The 18,639-nt window shown below is 52.1% G+C and carries 18 protein-coding genes and 2 pseudogenes; 6 read left to right on the forward strand and 14 right to left on the reverse strand.

Annotated features, from left to right (window positions below; translation table 11 throughout):
• Positions 1–4: 4 nt before the first annotated feature.
• The 9 genes from OA238_RS27200 to OA238_RS27240 form a co-directional block, all read right to left on the reverse strand.
• The gene (locus tag OA238_RS27200; protein ID WP_015497653.1) at positions 5–589 is read right to left on the reverse strand and encodes a flagellar basal body-associated FliL family protein; all 585 of its coding nucleotides are present in this window, start codon (positions 587–589) and stop codon (positions 5–7) included.
• 21 nt (positions 590–610) lie between these two features.
• Positions 611–2,662, reverse strand: a complete 2,052-nt coding sequence (locus OA238_RS27205) for a flagellar hook-length control protein FliK (protein WP_015497654.1) — start codon at positions 2,660–2,662, stop codon at positions 611–613.
• A gap of 104 nt (positions 2,663–2,766) precedes the next feature.
• The gene (locus tag OA238_RS27210; protein ID WP_015497655.1) at positions 2,767–3,186 is read right to left on the reverse strand and encodes a hypothetical protein; all 420 of its coding nucleotides are present in this window, start codon (positions 3,184–3,186) and stop codon (positions 2,767–2,769) included.
• A gap of 2 nt (positions 3,187–3,188) precedes the next feature.
• Positions 3,189–4,523, reverse strand: a complete 1,335-nt coding sequence (locus tag OA238_RS27215; RefSeq protein ID WP_015497656.1) for a FliI/YscN family ATPase — start codon at positions 4,521–4,523, stop codon at positions 3,189–3,191.
• On the reverse strand, positions 4,523–5,419 hold the full coding sequence (locus OA238_RS27220; RefSeq protein WP_015497657.1) for a FliH/SctL family protein: 897 nt from the start codon (positions 5,417–5,419) through the stop codon (positions 4,523–4,525). The genes OA238_RS27215 and OA238_RS27220 overlap by 1 nt, the downstream gene beginning before the upstream one ends.
• Positions 5,419–6,459 carry a flagellar motor switch protein FliG gene (fliG, locus tag OA238_RS27225; RefSeq protein WP_015497658.1) on the reverse strand — a complete coding sequence of 347 codons (1,041 nt, stop codon included), beginning with the start codon at positions 6,457–6,459 and terminating at the stop codon, positions 5,419–5,421. Before fliG ends, OA238_RS27220 begins: the two co-directional genes overlap by 1 nt.
• Positions 6,460–6,481: 22 nt before the next feature.
• A complete protein-coding gene (gene fliF / locus OA238_RS27230) occupies positions 6,482–8,281 on the reverse strand; it encodes a flagellar basal-body MS-ring/collar protein FliF (RefSeq protein WP_015497659.1) in 1,800 nt (599 codons plus the stop codon).
• A gap of 45 nt (positions 8,282–8,326) precedes the next feature.
• Positions 8,327–8,668 (reverse strand): flagellar hook-basal body complex protein FliE, encoded by a 342-nt coding sequence (gene fliE, locus OA238_RS27235; protein ID WP_015497660.1) that lies wholly within the window; start codon positions 8,666–8,668, stop codon positions 8,327–8,329.
• Positions 8,665–9,855, reverse strand: a complete 1,191-nt coding sequence (locus tag OA238_RS27240; protein ID WP_015497661.1) for a sigma 54-interacting transcriptional regulator — start codon at positions 9,853–9,855, stop codon at positions 8,665–8,667. Before OA238_RS27240 ends, fliE begins: the two co-directional genes overlap by 4 nt.
• A gap of 181 nt (positions 9,856–10,036) precedes the next feature.
• Here OA238_RS27240 and OA238_RS27245 point away from each other — a divergent pair, with 181 nt between their 5' ends.
• Positions 10,037–11,080, forward strand: coding sequence for a sigma 54-interacting transcriptional regulator (locus OA238_RS27245; RefSeq protein WP_015497662.1), 1,044 nt, complete (start codon positions 10,037–10,039; stop codon positions 11,078–11,080).
• 57 nt (positions 11,081–11,137) lie between these two features.
• On the opposite strand, the gene OA238_RS27250 is transcribed toward OA238_RS27245, so the two are convergent.
• The 3 genes from OA238_RS27250 to OA238_RS27260 are packed head-to-tail and all read right to left on the reverse strand — an operon-like array spanning position 11,138 to position 13,125.
• Positions 11,138–11,539, reverse strand: a complete 402-nt coding sequence (locus OA238_RS27250; RefSeq protein WP_015497663.1) for a hypothetical protein — start codon at positions 11,537–11,539, stop codon at positions 11,138–11,140.
• Positions 11,540–11,561: 22 nt separating this feature from the next.
• Entirely contained in the window at positions 11,562–12,281 is a 720-nt protein-coding gene (locus OA238_RS27255) for a sigma-70 family RNA polymerase sigma factor (protein ID WP_015497664.1), read from the reverse strand.
• A gap of 13 nt (positions 12,282–12,294) precedes the next feature.
• Positions 12,295–13,125, reverse strand: a complete 831-nt coding sequence (locus OA238_RS27260; protein ID WP_245581586.1) for a P-loop NTPase — start codon at positions 13,123–13,125, stop codon at positions 12,295–12,297.
• A gap of 230 nt (positions 13,126–13,355) precedes the next feature.
• Here OA238_RS27260 and OA238_RS34345 point away from each other — a divergent pair, with 230 nt between their 5' ends.
• The 5 genes and pseudogenes from OA238_RS34345 to OA238_RS27270 all read left to right on the forward strand — a co-directional run bounded on the left by OA238_RS34345 (position 13,356) and on the right by OA238_RS27270 (position 15,790).
• Positions 13,356–13,577, forward strand: a complete 222-nt coding sequence (locus tag OA238_RS34345; protein ID WP_051076388.1) for a DUF6444 domain-containing protein — start codon at positions 13,356–13,358, stop codon at positions 13,575–13,577.
• 15 nt (positions 13,578–13,592) lie between these two features.
• Positions 13,593–14,777 (forward strand): annotated as a pseudogene (gene tnpC, locus OA238_RS27265) (IS66 family transposase); the annotation flags it as partial.
• Between the two features lie 77 nt (positions 14,778–14,854).
• Positions 14,855–15,115 carry an IS110 family transposase gene (locus tag OA238_RS34350; RefSeq protein WP_051076450.1) on the forward strand — a complete coding sequence of 87 codons (261 nt, stop codon included), beginning with the start codon at positions 14,855–14,857 and terminating at the stop codon, positions 15,113–15,115.
• Between the two features lie 18 nt (positions 15,116–15,133).
• Positions 15,134–15,271, forward strand: a pseudogene (locus OA238_RS34840) (IS110 family transposase); the annotation flags it as partial.
• A 3-nt stretch (positions 15,272–15,274) separates the two neighbouring features.
• Complete coding sequence (locus tag OA238_RS27270) at positions 15,275–15,790, forward strand: transposase (protein WP_338042851.1); 516 nt, start codon at positions 15,275–15,277, stop codon at positions 15,788–15,790.
• A 138-nt stretch (positions 15,791–15,928) separates the two neighbouring features.
• Here OA238_RS27270 and OA238_RS27275 read toward each other — a convergent pair whose 3' ends face one another.
• Both OA238_RS27275 and OA238_RS27280 read right to left on the reverse strand, forming a co-directional pair.
• Positions 15,929–16,870, reverse strand: coding sequence for a hypothetical protein (locus tag OA238_RS27275; protein ID WP_015497668.1), 942 nt, complete (start codon positions 16,868–16,870; stop codon positions 15,929–15,931).
• A complete protein-coding gene (locus OA238_RS27280; RefSeq protein ID WP_015497669.1) occupies positions 16,857–18,599 on the reverse strand; it encodes a chloride channel protein in 1,743 nt (580 codons plus the stop codon). Before OA238_RS27280 ends, OA238_RS27275 begins: the two co-directional genes overlap by 14 nt.
• Positions 18,600–18,639 lie beyond the last annotated feature (40 nt).

Raw genomic sequence — 18,639 nt, forward strand, 5'->3', positions numbered from 1 at the left:
CGACCTACTGCATAACAAAGGAGGTCAGTAAAACCCCTTCTACACCACCGAAGCCCTCAAGCTCTTCCAGCTCAGCGTTGATAGTTTCTTTTAGGTCGTCAGAAAGTATTTGGCGCGCCTCCCGACCGACCACGTCCTCTTCACTGTAATCGCTCAGGGTGGCAAGAATAGCCGCCCTGATTGCCGGAAGGTTGGCTTCGACATTTTGCAGAACTGTTTCGTCATATCGAGTAGATACGCCGACACCGATTTGGAGGAAACGTCGAGAATTTTTGAGGTTTGTCGTTAGGTTCCCCGGGATTTCGAAGTACAGGGTTTGGAAAACCTCTTCTTTTTGGCTCTCCTTCGACTGTTTTTCTGGCGCGGGGGCTTCATCCACGTCCGCTTCTTGTCCAGTTACCTCAGCTTGTTGGCCGCGGTTCTTGTCGATGATCTCAGCTGCGATCTGTTCTGGGGTGTTCTGTTGATTGCCGAACAGGACATAACCCGCACCTATCCCAGCCCCAAGCATTATAACCCCAACTCCAACAAAGATCAGAATCTTTCCCAGCCCAGATTTTTTTGGTGTTTCTTCTTCTTCTTCAGACATTTCGGCGCCTTATTTTTCGATTTACAAAATGATGTTGATACTCGAGTGATCATCGTTCGAATTGTCAGACATTTCTGTAAAATCTTGATTTAATTTAATTTTTGGTTCAATATCACCTTCGATTATATCATAATCTCGCGACGTCGAACCCTTGTCTCCGCGATCGCTTGTTCCGGCGGAGTATTCCCCCAGTGTAATGCCGGCGCTCTCGAATGCAGACGAAATTTGGTGTTTAACGTCGCGTAGCATTGAGGCTGTGGCGGCCACATCAGCCACGATGCGCAAGTCCGTCCCGCGCCGCCCTTCACTCAGTTTCAGAGTGATCATTCCCAAGTGAGCAGGCATGACCTTGAAGGTCATAGTGCCTCCTGATTGTACCATGCTCATGGCACGGTTAACCAGCGCTTTGGTCCAGCCTTGGCGCTGGACATCCAAGACAGTTGCCAGAGCCTGGCTTTGCGCCATCCCCTGCTGACTGTTGGTTCCGGTACTCGTTTGAGCATTTCCGCCTTGTGATTGTCCACCTGTGCCTCCGGGCGCGGTGTCCACACCAGAGATAGTGGCTACAGTTTCTAGTGCGCTAGCATTGGAAACAGAGGGTGCTTCGCGTGCTGGGCTAGTGGCAACAAGGCGTGTCAAATCAGACATGACCGGTTGGATCGGAATGGATGGAGGTGTCGCTGCTTGTGGCGTTGCCATGGCTGAGGGGTCTGCAAACGCGGACTGCTTTTTCCCCAGCCCAATCTCGCCTTTTAGGCTAGTGTTAGAGAGTGCGTCTGATGCGGCAGCCTGTAGTCCGCTATCGCGAAGGATCGTTGGGGCAACAGTTTGAGAAACGGCTTTTTCAGGCAGCGGTGTAGCACCAACAGATACAACCATTCTTGCGGGCACAACAGGCAAATCTTCCATGTTCGACTTGGTGAAAGTCCCAATACTTTTCAGTGTGGTCTCAACCGGAATTTTATTGTCAATCGATGCCAATTTTTTGTCACCTAAAGGCTGTGCTGATGTCAGGGTACCCTCACTAGGTTGCGGAGCAGAGGGCAAAGTCTGTGTGAGAACTGGGCCTTGCTCAGATACCATGATACCCAAAACGGCACCTTGACCATCGGGTGCCGTGAGCAGGTTATCATTCAGCTCCAATTTTTTGTCACCTAAAGGCTGTGCTGATGTCAGGGTACCCTCACTAGGTTGCGGAGCAGAGGGCAAAGTCTGTGTGAGAACTGCGCCTTGCTCAGATACCATGATACCCAAAACGGCACCTTGACCATCGGGTGCCGTGAGCAGGTTATCATTCAGTGCCAATTTTTTGTCACCTAAAGGCTGTGCTGATGTCAGGGTACCCTCACTAGGTTGCGGAGCAGAGGGCAAAGTCTGTGTGAGAACTGCGCCTTGCTCAGATACCATGATACCCAAAACGGCACCTTGACCATCGGGTGCCGTGAGCAGGTTATCATTCAGTGCCAATTTTTTGTCACCGAAAGGCTGTGCTGATGTCAGGGTACCCTCACTAGGTTGCAGAGCAGAGGGCAAAGCCTGTGTGAGAACTGCGCCTTGCTCAGATACCATGATATCCAAAACGGCATCTTGACCATCGGGTGCCGTGAGCAGGTCGGCAATATTCAATGGCCCACCTAGCTCATCCCTAGGGAGGAGATCAGAGATCAACTCGTGCAAATTAGCCAGAAACGTCGCTAATGTCACTTCAGAGGTGGGAGCAATGTCTCCACCAATTTGAGGGGCTGAAAGCTGAATGTCATTGGAAGCTTCATGTTTAGAGAGAGCATTGCCGATAACGAACGGCAGCAATCGCGTTATAGTCATTAGATCCGCCGGATCACCCTGCAAAGGGAAAACTGGAGCCACGCCGGCGTCAGCAGCAGGCTCTTTCTCACGAGGGATCACATTGACACTTGAACCTGCAACGGCCTCATTGTCAAAGTAGGCTACCATTTCTGAAAAAATATCAGGTGAGAGAAGATCCACACTTATTTCAGCCTGAATGCCAGTTTTGGTAGTCCAATCCAGGGCTGCTGCAGTACTAGGTACTTTGGTCAGCGGCGATGCCATCATATTTTTCACCCGAGAAAACAAAGTACACTATTTACATGCAAGCTAGGTGCCAAGCTGATATTTAAATCTGTTATTGGCCTCAAATACTGACCCAATATTTAATTCTAAATGCGAGATCTTGGCCGTAAGACGACTTGGGCGGCCTCGATGCGAGTCTCTTTCTCTTCTCTTGCAAGGCGCGCCACTTCGTCGGCTTTATTCGATACGATCTGTTGCTTATGTCCCATTTGGGTAACCAAAGCAGTCAGATCACGCATTTCTATTTCAAGAAAATCTAGCTTGTTTTGCAGGAGCTTACTTTCGTCAATCAGACGTAATTCGTACCAACGAGCACTTTGCAGACGTTGGGCACTCAATACACCGTCACTTGTAGCTTCTACACGCAGATCGTTCATGCGCTCAATCAGGCTTTTTGACTGGTTGATCTCTTCGCGCAACATTCGTTGCCGCTGAACAAATCCCGGCATCCGGGCTTGTTCTTTCAATGCCATATTGCGGAGCATCTTTGCTTTGCGTTCACCCATGTCTACCGTCCCACAATTGCTGAAACCTGGTTCGAGCTTTCAGCCAATTGCGCCCGTTCACTGGGGCTTTGTTTGATGAATTCAACAAGCTTTGGCCACAAGGTAACAGCTAGATCCAAATCGGGATCCTGACCCGAAACATAGCCCCCCATCAACATCAAGTCCCTATTTTCGTTGTATAGTGAGATCAGCTTCTTGAATTTTTGCGCTGCTGTTTGTTGTTGTAGGTTGACAATGTCGGACATCACCCGGCTGATCGAAGCAGGGATGTCGATTGCCGGATAGATCCCCATTTGCGCAATCGAGCGGCTGAGCACGATATGGCCATCAAGGATAGCCCGCGCACTGTCTACAACAGGGTCATTGCTGTCGTCCCCGTCCGCCAGCACTGTATAAATCCCTGTGATGGAACCAGAGTCCGGCCCAACACCCATGCCAGCTCGTTCAACCAAGGTGGGTATCATGGATACAACGGAAGCGGGATAGCCTTTTGATGTAGGAGCCTCTCCAAGCGCCAGACCTATTTCACGCTGCGCATGAGCCACGCGGGTCAAAGAATCCATTATCAAAAGGACATTCTTGCCTTGATCCCGGAAATATTCCGCGAGAGCTGTGGCCCGCCGCGCTCCACGAATGCGCAGCAGCGGAGAGCGGTCCGCAGGCACTGCCACAATACTGACCTTGTTTTGCGTTTCCGGGTTCATGATGGCACGCACCATTTCACCCACTTCACGGGCCCGTTCGCCAATTAGACCTATCACAACAACATCTGCGACTGTATTCCGGGCCATCATCCCAAGCAGAACGGATTTGCCAACGCCAGACCCTGCGATGATTCCAATCCGTTGCCCATACCCAATCGTGAGAAGACCGTTGACCGCGCGCACGCCAACATCCAATGGACCAGGAATCATGCGTCGTGCTAAGGGATTGAGCATTTTTCCATTCAACGGAACTCTGGCCTGACTCTCAGGGGGCCCCCCATCATCCAAGGGGTGCCCAAGGGCGTCCACAACCCGGCCCAGATAGCTATCGCCCACATCGACAGCCGTCCCTTGATCAACGATCGAAACACGTGCCCCAGCCTGAACCGCAGCTCCAGACTGATACAAGACCAGCTTGTTGCGACCCTCGCTGTACCCGATCACTTCGCCGAGAACATGGCCATTATCCGCGGTCTGCACCGAACAGACAGTGCCAACGGAGACCGGGAATCCATCACACTCCATCAGCAGACCATCGTAGCGGGACACTCTGCCGCTCAAAGCTGAATTTTGACCAGATTTGGAGCGATCTTGTTGGAGGGAACGCGTCAGCTGTTCGGTGAGATTGAGCATCAAACGGCCTCAACTGATTTTTTGGCAAGAACGCTTGGAGCTTGATCACGCAGCAGATCTGCAACCTCCGCGCCACCAACCCGCAGCCGTGCATCGCCGCGTTGCATGGAGGGATCACTGCGCAAATGGAGCGCAGGTGGATTGGGGTGTTCATCAATACATCGTTGCATGAGTGACATATCTTCCGGTGCGACAAAGACCTCACGTATCCCGATCAGATGCGCCAAGCTATCCAGCAGCGTTCCCAGACGCCGGGCCAATGGTTCGGTCATATCAGTCAGTGCCATTCCAATCCGTTCGGATGCAAGGGTCAGGACGGCATCTTCGATACTGTTGGCCGCTGCTTCCATATCAAAAACGTCAGCCGAATTCAGGGCTGTCATAAGCTGTTGCAGTTGTATGAATTGGGTCGCCAGCTCTGCCTCGCGCTCACTCTCGGTCATGGCTTTACCTGCCGAAAGCCCCTCGTCATAGGCTTCATCCTTGATCTTCTGGATCATCACCTCGTCCATAACGGGTGCGGGCGCGATGAGTTCAGGGCCTTGCATCGCTGTGGTGGAGTCACTAGCGACTGCGCCCGCCACCTTATCATCGCCTAATTCAGCGGCTTGGCCTTCCAGAGAAGTGGTTTCATCTAATAGGGTATTTTCTTCACCCGAAGGTCTCGTGTGATCTGGCTCGACCTGTTGCTCTTCGGCTGGTTCCGGTTCCAAAGGGATTTTGATCGCCAGTTTAGCCCAAGATAGCAGGCGGAACGTAGTTTCAACTGTGCCTGGCGCATTGTTCTCCCGCTCGAAAACGGGATTACGTACCTGCGCCAGAACGCTTGCAAGGTCTACGGGCTGCGGGCCGTCCGGGTGCGTTGGTTGGGTGCCATGGTATAGGATGTCTTTCATCAAACCATCTCATCCCCGCCACGGCCAGCCAGTACAATAGTCCCTTCATCCGACATTTTTCGAGCGGATTCGATGATTTTCTTCTGCGCCGTCTGTACTTCCGTCAGACGCACAGGCCCCAGCACATCCATCTCATCCTTGATGTTGGCGGCTGCGCGTGTGGACATGCATCCGAACAGTTTGATCTGTAGATCTTCAGGGGCACCCTTGAGCGCCATGATGAGATCTTCGGGCTCAACAGACCGCAGCAGAGTCTGCAAGGATCGGTCGTCTGACATGCCAAGGTTGTCGAAGGTGAACATGTTGTCCTGAATGGCCTGCATGAGGTCTTTGTCGTTGCGTTTGATTGAGGTGAGGATGCGCTTTTCGGTGTTTGCCTTGGTGAAGTTCATGATTTTCGCCGCTGCCTTGATGCCGCCAACCTTAGTAGAGCGCAGGCTTGTATTGGCCTTGAATTTCATCTGCATGACCTGTTCCAGTTCGCGCAGAGCTTGGGGGTCGACGGTTTCAAGCGTTGCTATCCGCTGAACAATCTCAGCTTGAAGATCCTCTGGAAGCAGGTTCAGCACGTCTGATGCTTGGCTATAGTCTAGGTATGAAGTCACCAATGCGATAATCTGTGGATGCTCGTCCTGCAACAACTCGGCAATTGAACGGGCATCCATCCAGTCAAGGATCTCGATTGGGCGCTCGCTACTGGCAGGGGTAATCCGGCTGAGAACAGATTGCGCCTTGTCCTCACCTAAGGCGCGGTTAAGGATGTTGCGAATGTAGTTGCCTGCCCCAAGGCCAAGGCTGGTCTGCTTCTTGATGATCGCCAAGAATTCATCCAGCACAGCATTAACTGCTTGTTGATTAGTATTCCGGACAGCATACATGGCTCCGCCAAGATGCTGCACTTCCCGTGGCGACAGGTTCTTGAGTATTTCGGCAGCTTCTTCTTCACCCAGTAGCATCATTAGGATTGCAGATTTCTGCGTCCCCGTCATACGCTCGGTGATCTCGGCATCTGTCAGGTCCGTTAGGTCTGCGTCAGCCATCAATCTATTTCCCTGTTCTCGATCATCCGATCTGATCCATGTCTTCTTCCATCATGGCTTTGAAAACATTAGATACGCGGCCCGCCTCGTCGCTCACAATCATACGGATCAGAGCGACCTTGTCGTCATAGCTATTAGCGGTATCGAGCATCTCGGCTGAGATTGTGCTCTTCTTCGGCTTCATCTTCGCTTTGATTTGCTCAAGGGTCTGGCCCTCTTCTATTTCTATATTACCGACATCGACGACATCGCCAGCCTCGGTAGTGATCAGATTGCCAGACTGTGCGCCCTCACCTGAAGCGGACAAAAATTGTGACAACAGCGGCTTGACCAGACCAAGCGTGACAATGGCGAGAACCAGAGCCATCAGCCCGTTCCGCATCATCTCCTGGACCCACGGGTCCTCATACCAAACGAGATCAGTACCCATGTTCATGGACGAGATCACCGCCTCAGGTGAAATGAACGGCAGGCTTGCCACAATGAGTGTATCACCACGCGCCTCATTAATTCCGACCGCGCGCGAGACTAGCGCCTTCACATCCTCGATACGGGAAGGATCGAGGCCAATTGCAGGTGGTGATGCACCTTCTGGATTGGGTTCTTCAGAAATGGGCTGCTGTTCGCGCAGCAATACCGCGACATGCACGGTTTTAATCTTTGTCATTGGGCTACTTTGGGACATCACCTTCCGACTGACTTCATAATTCCGCAAATTGCTGGAAGAGCGCACACGGGAACTCTCTTCACCTTCTTCACCTTGCGCATCCGCTGCGGCATTGGCGACATCGGCACCCCCCACAGCGGGTGTCTCTAACGTAGCAGCTAGGGGCGGCGTGTTGCTGACTGCCCCCGGGATACCACCCACTTGCCCAGTCAGGTCCTCTTCTAATGCCATCTGTTCGCTCAACAGGGCGGTTTGGTCAGGGATGACCATATCTTCTGTGCGTTCGGTGCGGGTGAAATCAATATCAAGGGAAACTTGAACAGAGACGTTGCCTGGGCCAACAATAGGGGTCAGCAAGCTTTCCACGCGGGTGTTATAGATTCCTTCTAGTCGCAGCTGATACTCCAGCTGACTATCAGCCAAGGTCGCGGCAGGGTTATCCACAGTATCAGACAAGAGACGACCGTTTTGGTCAACCATCGTAACACTTGTCTTAGGGAGATTTGCAACGGAAGATGCCACAAGGTTAACGACGGCCATCACCTGCTGCTGGCTCAGACTGCGCCCTGGCTGTACCTGTACAAATACCGATGCTGTCGGATTTTGAGCATTTCGTGCAAAAGCTGAGCGTTCAGGAATGGCAAGATGCACGCGAGATGCCAAAATCACGTCGATCTCGTTGATCGAACGGGCGAGTTCAATTTCCTGACTTTGCTTCAAGCGCATGTTCTCAACCGAGCGGCTCGTGCCCATAGGCATGTCGCTCAAGACGCTGTAGCCATCGGGCATGGATTGAGGCAGACCTTGTGCAGCAAGGGACATGCGCGAATTGTAATAGTCCGCAATGGGCACTGTGATGTCACCGTTTGTCGGATCAACCTGAACATCTGTCCCAGTGCTGCGCAGCGCATCCATAACGGCCGCTTTTTCCGCCTCTGGTAGGGCAGAAAACAATGTTGTGCGCTCTGGTGCCTGCAAAAGCAGATAGAGGCTCAGGCCAAGAACAACCAAGATCCCAGCGGCCAAAACGGGGAACGCGCGCTGCACAGCCGGTTGCAGGTAAAGCAACCGCACATCCTCGAGCATACGCGAGGCCTTTGGCAGCAGCCCAGGCCTTGTCGAGGCTGCACGCCCATTCGTCGAGCTCTCGCTCATGGTTTGTTTCTACTAAGCACGTTTTTTAACTCTGCCTCAATCGCCCTATACAGGCATATTCATAATGTCTTTATATGCCGTCATAGCTTTGTTCCTGATGTTCAGGGTCAGTTGAAACCCAAGTGATGACACTTGCTGGCTTACCATCACCTTGGTCAGGTCTGTCTCTTTCCCAACCTCATAATCACGCACCAATTGCGCGGCTTCGTTTTGTGAACGCGCTACGGAATCGAGAGAGTCGCGCAGCTGATCTGCAAAGCTGGGTCCGTCGTCGCCTGGGGTGGACATGGCCCCACTGGTCGCCCGCTCGGTCATTTCCTTTGCTCGGTTCAGGGCATCGGTGGCTGTAATCGATGAAATCGAATTTACACCTTCCAGAATCTTCATTTCGACATCTCCCATGTCCTGCGAGGGCTTTCGGCCGCAGGCAGTTCTGCTATTGTGGCTTCTACATCAACTGTGTTTAATTTGTCGATCATGATCGCATCCGACTTGATAATCGTGCCTGTGCTCAGAACCAGAGCACGTTGGATTACGTTCTCCAGTTCACGGACATTTCCCGGCCAACTATGCTCTAGCAACATATTTAAGGCGCATGGTGCGAGCATTGGGATATGCGTCACGTCCTTGACATGGCGCATTATAAGCGTTTGCGCAATGGGCAGGATATCTTCAGGCCGTTCGCTCAACGCCTGAGTCGCGATTGGAAAAACATTCAAGCGATAGAACAGGTCCTCACGGAATCGGCCAAGCCTGCATTCCTCCCACATGTCCCGGTTGGATGTCGCGAGGATACGCAGATCGACTTTAATCTGCTTGGTCCCCCCAATAGGTGTGACCATTAATTCCTGAATGGCGCGCAACAGTTTGGCCTGAAGCTGAAGAGACATCTCCGAGATTTCATCAAGCAGCAATGTCCCACCATCCGCTGCGCGGATTACACCTATGTTTGCAGTGGAGGCCCCGGTAAAGGAACCTTTCTCGTGGCCAAACATCATCGCTTCAAGCATATTGTCCGGGATCGCAGCACAGTTAACTGCTACAAATTCTTTGTTCCTGCGCGGTGATCGATCATGGATAAACCTCGCCATAATTTCTTTGCCGCTGCCGGTGGGCCCACTAATAAACACACTCACATCCGACTGCGCAACCCGTCCTGCCAATTCATATAATTTTCGAGAATGGTCGCTTTCAACAAGCGCTCGACTCGTGCCGTGAAGAAGGGTCGTCACGAATTGCACGGCATGAAAATCTGACACCGTCAAAGGCAGTGACAGGGTGACTATACGGGCACCCAATTCTGTCTCTATCTTGTAGGCTGTGGCGGGCCTGTCCACGATCAGGACTGACTTGGCACCAACGCGTTTGGCGGCTCCAATTACGCCGGATTGTCCGCCCAGCTCAATGGCCCGCGTGGAGGATAAAACAAGAAAATCGGTCAAAACTCTGGCATCCTGAGAAATGTCAGGGAACGCGGCCACAGCAACGTCGTGGGCCATCAATCGAGCCACTAACTGATCTCCCAGCTCGAATTGAGCCAGATCAATAATCGCTCTATGTGTGTTCTCAACCATACCATGAGAAGGCAAGTATAGTGCCAACCTTTACGCGCTGCTCTATATGCTAAAATGGTATCATCATCAATGTCACTACTATGCTGCTTTCAGGCGCTTTTATACTTTTATCCTTGCCGTGCAGTCAATATTTTGACAAGCAGTAACCTATGATGCAGCCATACTTAGATAAAAAAATTTGATGCTGATCTCGGGGTCCTCCAAAAGCGTGTCCAGGCTGCTAAACGATATCAAGAATGCTGCCCCCTACAAGGTTAATGCGTTGATCGTTGGGCCGACGGGGGCAGGCAAAGAACTTGTTGCGCAATACCTCCATGACTGGTCAAATCGTCACGGAAATATGGTTAGTGTGAATTGTGCGGCGATTCCTCGGGAATTGCTGGAAGCTGAATTATTTGGCCATGAGAAAGGTGCCTTCACAGGCGCAGCCACCCGCCGGATCGGCCGGTTCGAGGAAGCAGCAGGTGGGACGCTATTCCTTGATGAGATTGGTGACATGCCGTTGGAGCTTCAGAGTAAGATCTTGCGGGTCATTGAAACCAAATCAGTGTGCCGCGTTGGGTCCAACAAGGAAGTGCACGTCGATTTCCGCTTGATCTGCGCGACGCACCAAAATATTCAAGATAAGGTCAAACGCGGCGAATTTCGCGAGGACCTAATGTACCGCATTTCGGTTATCGTTCTTGATGTGCCCCCTCTCAAAGATCGAATAGAGGATTTTCCAGACCTGATCACCGCGCTGTGCAATCAAATCGAAACAGATGGTTCAGGCCTGACTCCGCCCACTGTCAACGAAGATGGCTTGCGAGAGATGGTGTCCCACTCTTGGCCTGGGAACGTTCGTGAGTTGAAAAACTTCCTTCAGCGTGCCGCAGTGCTCTACAGAGATGCTCCGATTAACGCGGAAACTGTCAGGAGGCTCTTGCACCTCAACGCCGACCGGAACTCAGAACAAAACGCTCTCTTGCAAGCTACTTCTGAAATTCCAGATGTAGACAGCGAAATCGAATCTGACAGCAAAAACAATACTGATGCATTTGAAAATGTGGGGCTGAACGTGCTTGATTATGGGTTCTGCCTCAAAGGATTCCTCAGCGACATAGAAACGGAACTCATCGTAGCCGCTCTAAGCGTTGAAAATCATAACATCGCCGGGACAGCCAAGCGTCTCGCTTTAAACCGCACGACTCTCATCGCGAAAATGGGGAAATACGGCATTAAGTAACCTGGCCGTAAAAAGTGCAGCCTCATAAGCGTATGCGTTCATGGCAAACTGAAACAGCTACAGGATTGGTATGCTCCATGATAAATCAGATATCATGCGGGAGTTTTGACCTTTTGAAGCCAGATAGCCTTTTTCCGAAATCGTAAGACTTTCCTGTAGCGCGATGATCAAGGTAACTGGTCTGGGGGGGTGGTGCTTTAGACAGTTCAGAACCGTAGTAAACTGATCTTGCGATACAGAGACCTGAGCCTGCATCATGGGTCTATTCTGTTCGATTTCAATCGATCCAATGGCGCCGACATGATCGCAGGCGATTGCCCTGAGCGTCAAGATCATGTTGCCCCGGGCAATATTCATCAAACTACCGTTAATGACCAAGCTCGGAACGGAATTGCAACCAATCAAAGAAACTTCAGCGGACTGAACTGAAACCTGAACGACATTAATTTCTTCATTCATAAAACGGCGACCACAACACTCATCAGGGCTCTTTCAGTTCTTCAGCAAAGTCTGTCAACATTGGTTGCATCTTTTTAAACGCCGACGATTTCAACTGTGAGATGCGTCCAGGGCTGACATCAAGCACCGCTGCAATTTCATAAATGTTTAGCTCCTCAACATAATACAATTGCAATACTAGGGCTTCGCGCTTGGGCAAGTTCTTTAACGCCGCGAGTAAGGCTACCCTTAAGCGTCCCTGATCCTGCAACCGCTCTGCCGAAGGTTCACCGGATGAAAACCACAGCGAGTGTTCATCATATTCATCTTGTAGCGAGTTGTGGTAGCTACTGTTGACGCTTTCTTCCCATCTATTCAACGCTTGAAGCGACATTGATACCGCCTCTGCGAGTTCGAGCTTGGTTGGCGCTCGGCCCAGTTTCTGCGACCGCTCTGCCCACGCGGCTTTTACCGCTTTGCTTGTCTCTATACCCTTCCGACTGAGGCTTGTATTCTTGCGCAAATGATCAAAAATCGCACCGCGAATACGGATAACGGCATAATTCTCAAAGGACACTCCTTCTTTATGTGTATAACGCTGAGCCGCTTGGATCAGGCCCATTAGGCCGATCTGTAGAAGATCATCAAATTCAACAATTGACCGAACACGCCCGTGAATATGGCGCGCTATTCGGCGCACCAAAGCTTCGTGCTCGCGCACAACCGCTTCAACACTTAACTTGGTAGTTGGATAAGCTTGCATTCACCCCCGCCCACTAAAGACGGTGCATTTTAAGAGCAGTCTCTGGCGCAGTGCCCATTCCAGAGGAAATAGCGAGCAGAGATTTCAGAATTTCATCCATCTTGGCCGCGATGCGCGCCTTTGCCATCATATCGTGGGCTGAATGGCCCTTGATAGAAGCCTCATTAATGTCCGCCATATTGGGTAAAAAACCATTATAAATCATTTCAATTGGGAGGAACTGGCCCACCACTCGCTTGAACTTCGCGAAGATAATCTCCGCCTGTTCAGCGGACTTGGCCATATTCACCACAGTTGAGAAACGGGTCAGATGTCGTTCCAGATATGCGTTTTTGATTAACGCATAGGCATCAACAAAGCTGGTGGCCTGACCCAATATGACAATCACTGCATGATCAGACACCGAAAGCATGTCCAGCACCCCAACCCCAGAGCCTGCTGGCGTATCTACGACAATGTAGTCAAATTCTTGCCCATCGTCCTTTAGGGTTGTGATCAGATTTTTCATCTTCTCTGCTTCACTTCCAAGCAGGACATTGGCCGCTGTGCGGCCCGGCAGAAGGGCCAGTCCATTAGAAACTTTATGCACAGCATCACGCCATTCACTATGTCCTTCGAGCACATCAACTATGTCGGTCTTCGGTTGTGTGTTCAGTAGGATATGGGAATTTGCCATAAGTAGGTCTGAATCGACAAGAAGCGTAGGGCCATAAGATTCCTGCAAGCACAAAGATAAATTAACTACGAGTGAGGACTTTCCCACACCACCTTTTCCGCTCGCAACTGAGATTACCATTGGCATTGAAATAATCCTTCCATAGAAGGTATGCAAAAAAAAAGCCAACCACGGACCCTTTGGATAAAATTTTTAAGCGTGAAGTGAAGTTGCTTAATATCAGACAGTTCTGTTGAGGCTTCGCAGATTAATATTTAAGGTAACTCCCAAGCACCCCAGCCGCCAACGGGGTTTTTTGTCAGTTTTGGTGTGAACCTCCTTGGCCATTGTGCGCATGAATTTTCTGTTGTGGTCTGAATTTTGTGGCGCTGTGACGATTTCTCTGAATCATTGGTGGAATGGACCAAGTTACTGCTCTTGAACAACTCCTCGCCACGGCTCTGCGCAGGATCGCCGAGTTGGAAGCCGCGTTGGCGAGCATGGCGCAAGAGAATGCGGATCTGCGGCGTCAGTTGACCAAGAACAGCAGTAATAGCAGCAAGCCGCCTTCGAGTGATGGGTTGAAGAAGCCGGTACCGCGTAGCCTGCGTGGTAAGTCCGGTAAGAAAAGTGGTGGTTAAGTTGGCCACCGAGGCGACACCCTACGTCAGACAGCAACGCCTGACTTTGTGGAGCGACATGAGGCTGAGGCCTGTGGCACCTGTCAGCATGGCTTAACGGCTGGGATGATCAAGGCGGTGGAGAGGCGTCAGGTTTATGACATACCGGTGCCACGTCTGGAGGTCACAGAGCATCAGGCAGCGATTTATTGTTGTGGCTATTGCCGAGCCACGACGACAGCCACCTTTCCCGATGGCGTGAATACACACGTGCAATACGGTAAGCGCATTCGGGCGGCGGCGGTCTACTGCAATGTTCAGCAGCTGATCCCCGAGGATCGGGTCTGCCAACTCCTGCGTGATTTGTTTGGTGCCACCAGCCTATGCGCGGCCAGCGTGACCAACTGGGTGAACGGCACAGCGCGTACCTTGGGTGGCGTCGTCGAACACATTCTGGCCCGGCTCAATGAAGGCGGCGTTCGGCATCTGGATGAGACCGGACTTCGTGTTGCTGGTAAGCTGCACTGGCTGCACTCAATCAGCGATCTCGCCTTCACGCATTATCGCATCAGCGCCAAGCGCGGTGCTGTTCCATCCTTCCTGACCGGCGGGACAATTGTTCATGACCACTGGAAGTCCTATTACGCCCATATGAGTGGGGTGGACGCGCACGCCCTGTGCGGGGCGCATCATTTACGGGAACTCAAGGCCATCGAAGAAATCGAAAAGGAGCCGTGGGCGTGCGCGATGAGCGTGCTGCTCAACAGCGCCAATCAGCTCAAGTGCGCGGCTCAGGGGCGAGGCGAGACCGAACTCCCCACGTCGGTTCACCACGGCATCCTCACCAAATACATGGCGATCCTCACCGAGGGCCTCGCCTTCCATGAGCGACAAGACCCACTGGCTAGACGCACTGGTGCGCGAGGCCGAAAAGCCAGGCGGCCAGGCCATAACCTTCTGGTCCGCTTGCGCGACTACCGTGATGACGTCCTAAGGTTCCTTACGGACTTCACAGTTCCCTTCACCAACAATCAGGCCGAACGGGACCTGCGCATGATGAAGTTGCGCATGAAAATCTCGGGAACTTTCCGCACCCTCGAGGGCGCGCAGGTCTTCGCTGACATCAGATCCGTCATCTCGACGGTCAGAAAACACGGGGGCAATATCCTCGAAACACTCACCCTATCACCACAACAGATCATCGCGCGGCTTGTCTTATGACTTTCTGAGCTTTTGTGCGAAACGAGAGCCACAGATCAGCACAAAGCCCTCTAGGACAAGCATAGGATATAACGAAGATGACGGATGATACCATTGGGATAGATCTTTCCAAAGCCACTTTAGATGTTCACCGACTGAGCGACGGGAAAATGGCGTCGTTTAGCAACGATACAGGGGTATTTAAGCAGTTGGCTAAATTCTGTAACGAAACGACTGTGATCCGCGTTATTTATGAAACCACGGGTGCCTATCACAAGGGGTTCGAGCCGGATTTGGGCCCGCATTCACCTTTGGTGAAGGTGAACCCTTTGCAGGCACGCCGCTTTGCACAAGCATAAAGTGTACGCGCCAAAACCGACGCCGTGGACGCCAAAATGCTGGCTGTCATGGGGGATACCCTTGGACTTGAGCCGATGAAGCCGGTATCGGAAACACAGCATATTCTCAAAGAGTTGCGTGCGTTTCGAAGTGGATTGGTTGCCGATCGCACCCGCATCTTGAGTCGTCAAGAAACGCAAACTCTGCCCATCACGCGCCGCCAAAGCAAAACCCGCTTGGCACACATCAACAAGAAAATTGCTGAAATTGGTGCCGAGATTGGCCGCTTGATACAAGCAGACGACATGATGGCACATTCAATGAAAATCCCCCGGTCAATCCCTGGTATCGGTGCGATCTGTGCTGCCACTATCTTGATTGAAATGCCCGAAATCGGGGGCATGGATCGCAAACAGGTCGCGAGCTTGACCGGAGTTGCACCCATGACCCGCCAATCAGGGCAGTGGCGGGGGGAATCATTCATTCAAGGTGGCCAAAAAGTTGTGAGGGACGCCCACCACATGCCAGCTCTTGTCGCCATGAGGTTCAATCCAGACCTCAAGGCCAAATATCAAGCCATGATCAAAGCAGGTAAACCGCCAAAAGTCGCCCTTACTGCCCTCATGAGAAAGCTCATTGAACTCGCAAATGCGCTCATTAAAGCAAACCGACTTTGGGTGAATAAATACGCTTGATCAAGACGGATATTCTAAAGTCGCGAGTGCTACCCAAAACCCGATATCCGCTGGGGGGCTTGGGAGTTACGAAATATTTTCTTTTACGCAGAGTTTCAGATTTCAGGAAGAATGGAAAATGTGGAATGTCCACAGGCGTTAATTGTGCGGCCCATTATGCGCACATGTGATTTGGTTTCCAAGATCAAAGGGGTGGAGATCGGTCTGTTTGTCGAAAGCCCGCTCAAGTGCCGCACGCCATATCGTGTCGGCTCGATCGGATTGCCATTTTGGAGCGGTTTGGTAACTCGTATCTATGACCGCCTTGATGTCGCTGCGTGGAAGCTTCTCCTGCAGTGCTATCCATGCGCCGCGTGAGGGTTTAAAGGCAAGCGTCTGGTTTGCTACTGTGTGCAGGTCAGTCCGCGCTTGAGCGCGGTTTAGGATATTAGCGACCTGGTGAGAGGCACCGATGACTACGTCAACTTTGCCTGTGTTCAGCGCTACTACAGCCGCCTCCACGGAAGGACACCAGATCTGAGGCTGTCCCGGTATGAATAGATTGTTGAAGGCATAAGAGAACCCCCGTTCAGTGCTGAGCACGTCTGGCACTTGATTTTCGGGGACGCCTGACCATTTCAAAAAGCTGCCCAGAAGGTCTGTTGGTGGCCAGATGATTGCGGTGCCTCGCAGCAATCTACGATCCTCGAATAGTTCGGCTAGGTCCGTAACGGTGTCGGCCCTGCCCACAAGCGCTGGTTTGTCCAGTTCGACCATAGGCTTGCAGGGGCTATTTAGCCTTGCCAAGGCAGCACAGGTACTGGTCAGATTAGCCCAGGGAACGACGATGAAATTTGCACCTTGGGCCAAGGCGGCTTCGATCACCGTTTGGGGAGAGGAGGCAGGGTCTAGGCCCTCCACGGTAACATTTCCCTGGGTTCGAACGTGGGCCATGACGCGGTTGGCTTCGACCAGACCTTCTGGCACGGCATCCGTAATGGCTAGGGTGAGCGACGCGATTTCACCTGAGAGGGCAGGAGAGCTATGCAGCGCAGATAACAGACACAGCACAGCGAGTGCAGAAGAGCTAAAGCGTTGCATTTTCTTCCTGTCTGAGTCGGGTGACCATCTTGAGGTAGGCTTGAATAATATCGGCCTCGGTTACGACGCCAAGAAGGCGGTTGTCCGCAGGATCGACTATGGGCACAGCATCCCCCACAAAGTTTTCCAACTGTTCCATCGCCTGTAGCACGTTGGTTTTATTGTTGAATACGAGGTCGATGTCATGGACCTTGTTACGGACGGGTGTGCTGGCCTTGGGATCAAGATCCGAGCGGGAAATGGCCCCAATGAAGGCCCCTGTCTCTGGTTCGCGTAGAAAACCTTGGTTGAAGCCCGTGGCCTTAAGTGCTGAAACAACGGCCTCTTCTGTGTCGGAGGGTGCGAAAACGGCGGCATCCGCTTTGGCAAGATCGATCACCAGTAGCGCAGTAAGCTGCGCTTGGTCACGGCCTTTGGACAGGTCGATCCCCTGATTTTTCAACTGACGGTCAAACAGCGAGCGACCAAACACGCGGAAGGCCAGTGCGTTGGAAAAGACGACGCAGATCATCGACGCAATAGCAAGATCATAGCTGCGCGTCAGTTCAAACACGATCAGTATTGCAGAGAGAGGTGCGCCAATTACTGGACTGGTGACGGCCATCATGGCGCAGACAACATAGATTGAGAAATCTGACAGTGCGAAGCTGAAACCAGCTGACAATATGGTCCAAAAAAGCCCACCGAACAGTGCTCCGATCACGAGGGCGGGGCTGAATACGCCGCCTACAAATCCGAAGCCCAAGCAGAACGCGGTCAGGGCAATCTTACCCAGTATGAATAATGCCAGCTCGTTGGCCGCAAAGGCACCTTCCAATGTTGAAAAGCGCAAGGTGACTTGCCCCAGCCCGATAATTTCCGGGATCATCAACAGGCAGAGACCCACGACAAGCCCGGCAGCTGCGCCGCGAGCAATTGGATAGGCTTTGAAAAGTTGGCCTTTTTGGGCGGCAAAGAGGATCGATCGCATGTATAGCAGCGCCACGAGTGCACATAACAATCCCAATATGGCAAAGAGGATAAACTCCTCACCATGGGGAATACTGCTACTTTGGACGACGAGAATTGGCGTTTTTTCAAAGACTACATTAGCCATGAAATATCCCGTTGTTGCGGCAACAGTGACGGGAGCGAAAGTCTGCATAGAATAATGCCTAAGTATAACTTCGTGGGCAAAGATCAGGCCTGCAATGGGTGCGTTGAAGGCCGCGGCAATGGCTGCAGCAACCCCGCAGCTTATGCAGATCGCAGTAAGGTTGGGAATGGAAGTACGCAGTCGCGCGGTGAGCTGACCCAACATGGCACCGAGATAGACCATTGGTCCGTACTGCCCTACCGATGCACCGATGCTGAGCGAAATCAGCGCGGCTAGCGTTGAGGTCAAGCCGGAGCGGGTTGGCGGCATGTCTGTTTGCAGCTGAATTGCCTTGATGACGTCCGGTGGACCGGAGGGGCGCCCTCGTGGGTCGATGCGAAAGATCAGTACGGCCACTGCAATTCCGCCCATCATTGGGATGAAAATGCTAAGCCCTTGAAGGGCAAGAGGTTGGGTGTCGCTGCGAAAGCGGGAGTAGTCACTCACCAGCAGAATATCATTGAGTGCATAGACTGCCGTGGTGAAACCGATAGCGGCTACGGATGTCACGAGACCAACTAATAAGCCAAGTACAATGATGGTCGCTGCGCGTCTGATTGCCATGGTGATCGAGACTGTAGGAGTGGGCGGCATGCTAAGCGACGACATCAGTCTACCGTGAGCCCGAAGAGGG

Source organism: Octadecabacter arcticus 238, from assembly GCF_000155735.2.
Classification (GTDB): Bacteria; Pseudomonadota; Alphaproteobacteria; order Rhodobacterales; family Rhodobacteraceae; genus Octadecabacter; species Octadecabacter arcticus.

What these genes read in the sequence shown, in the direction of transcription:
- OA238_RS27200 (WP_015497653.1), bottom strand. Translation starts at nt 589, where the DNA reads ATGTCTGAAGAAGAAGAAGAAACACCAAAAAAATCTGGGCTGGGAAAG.
- OA238_RS27205 (WP_015497654.1), bottom strand. Translation starts at nt 2,662, where the DNA reads ATGATGGCATCGCCGCTGACCAAAGTACCTAGTACTGCAGCAGCCCTG.
- OA238_RS27210 (WP_015497655.1), bottom strand. Translation starts at nt 3,186, where the DNA reads ATGGGTGAACGCAAAGCAAAGATGCTCCGCAATATGGCATTGAAAGAA.
- OA238_RS27215 (WP_015497656.1), bottom strand. Translation starts at nt 4,523, where the DNA reads ATGCTCAATCTCACCGAACAGCTGACGCGTTCCCTCCAACAAGATCGC.
- OA238_RS27220 (WP_015497657.1), bottom strand. Translation starts at nt 5,419, where the DNA reads ATGAAAGACATCCTATACCATGGCACCCAACCAACGCACCCGGACGGC.
- fliG (WP_015497658.1), bottom strand. Translation starts at nt 6,459, where the DNA reads ATGGCTGACGCAGACCTAACGGACCTGACAGATGCCGAGATCACCGAG.
- fliF (WP_015497659.1), bottom strand. Translation starts at nt 8,281, where the DNA reads ATGAGCGAGAGCTCGACGAATGGGCGTGCAGCCTCGACAAGGCCTGGG.
- fliE (WP_015497660.1), bottom strand. Translation starts at nt 8,668, where the DNA reads ATGAAGATTCTGGAAGGTGTAAATTCGATTTCATCGATTACAGCCACC.
- OA238_RS27240 (WP_015497661.1), bottom strand. Translation starts at nt 9,855, where the DNA reads ATGGTTGAGAACACACATAGAGCGATTATTGATCTGGCTCAATTCGAG.
- OA238_RS27245 (WP_015497662.1), top strand. Translation starts at nt 10,037, where the DNA reads ATGCTGATCTCGGGGTCCTCCAAAAGCGTGTCCAGGCTGCTAAACGAT.
- OA238_RS27250 (WP_015497663.1), bottom strand. Translation starts at nt 11,539, where the DNA reads ATGAATGAAGAAATTAATGTCGTTCAGGTTTCAGTTCAGTCCGCTGAA.
- OA238_RS27255 (WP_015497664.1), bottom strand. Translation starts at nt 12,281, where the DNA reads ATGCAAGCTTATCCAACTACCAAGTTAAGTGTTGAAGCGGTTGTGCGC.
- OA238_RS34345 (WP_051076388.1), top strand. Translation starts at nt 13,356, where the DNA reads ATGGACCAAGTTACTGCTCTTGAACAACTCCTCGCCACGGCTCTGCGC.
- OA238_RS34350 (WP_051076450.1), top strand. Translation starts at nt 14,855, where the DNA reads ATGACGGATGATACCATTGGGATAGATCTTTCCAAAGCCACTTTAGAT.
- OA238_RS27275 (WP_015497668.1), bottom strand. Translation starts at nt 16,870, where the DNA reads ATGCAACGCTTTAGCTCTTCTGCACTCGCTGTGCTGTGTCTGTTATCT.
- OA238_RS27280 (WP_015497669.1), bottom strand. Translation starts at nt 18,599, where the DNA reads ATGCCGCCCACTCCTACAGTCTCGATCACCATGGCAATCAGACGCGCA.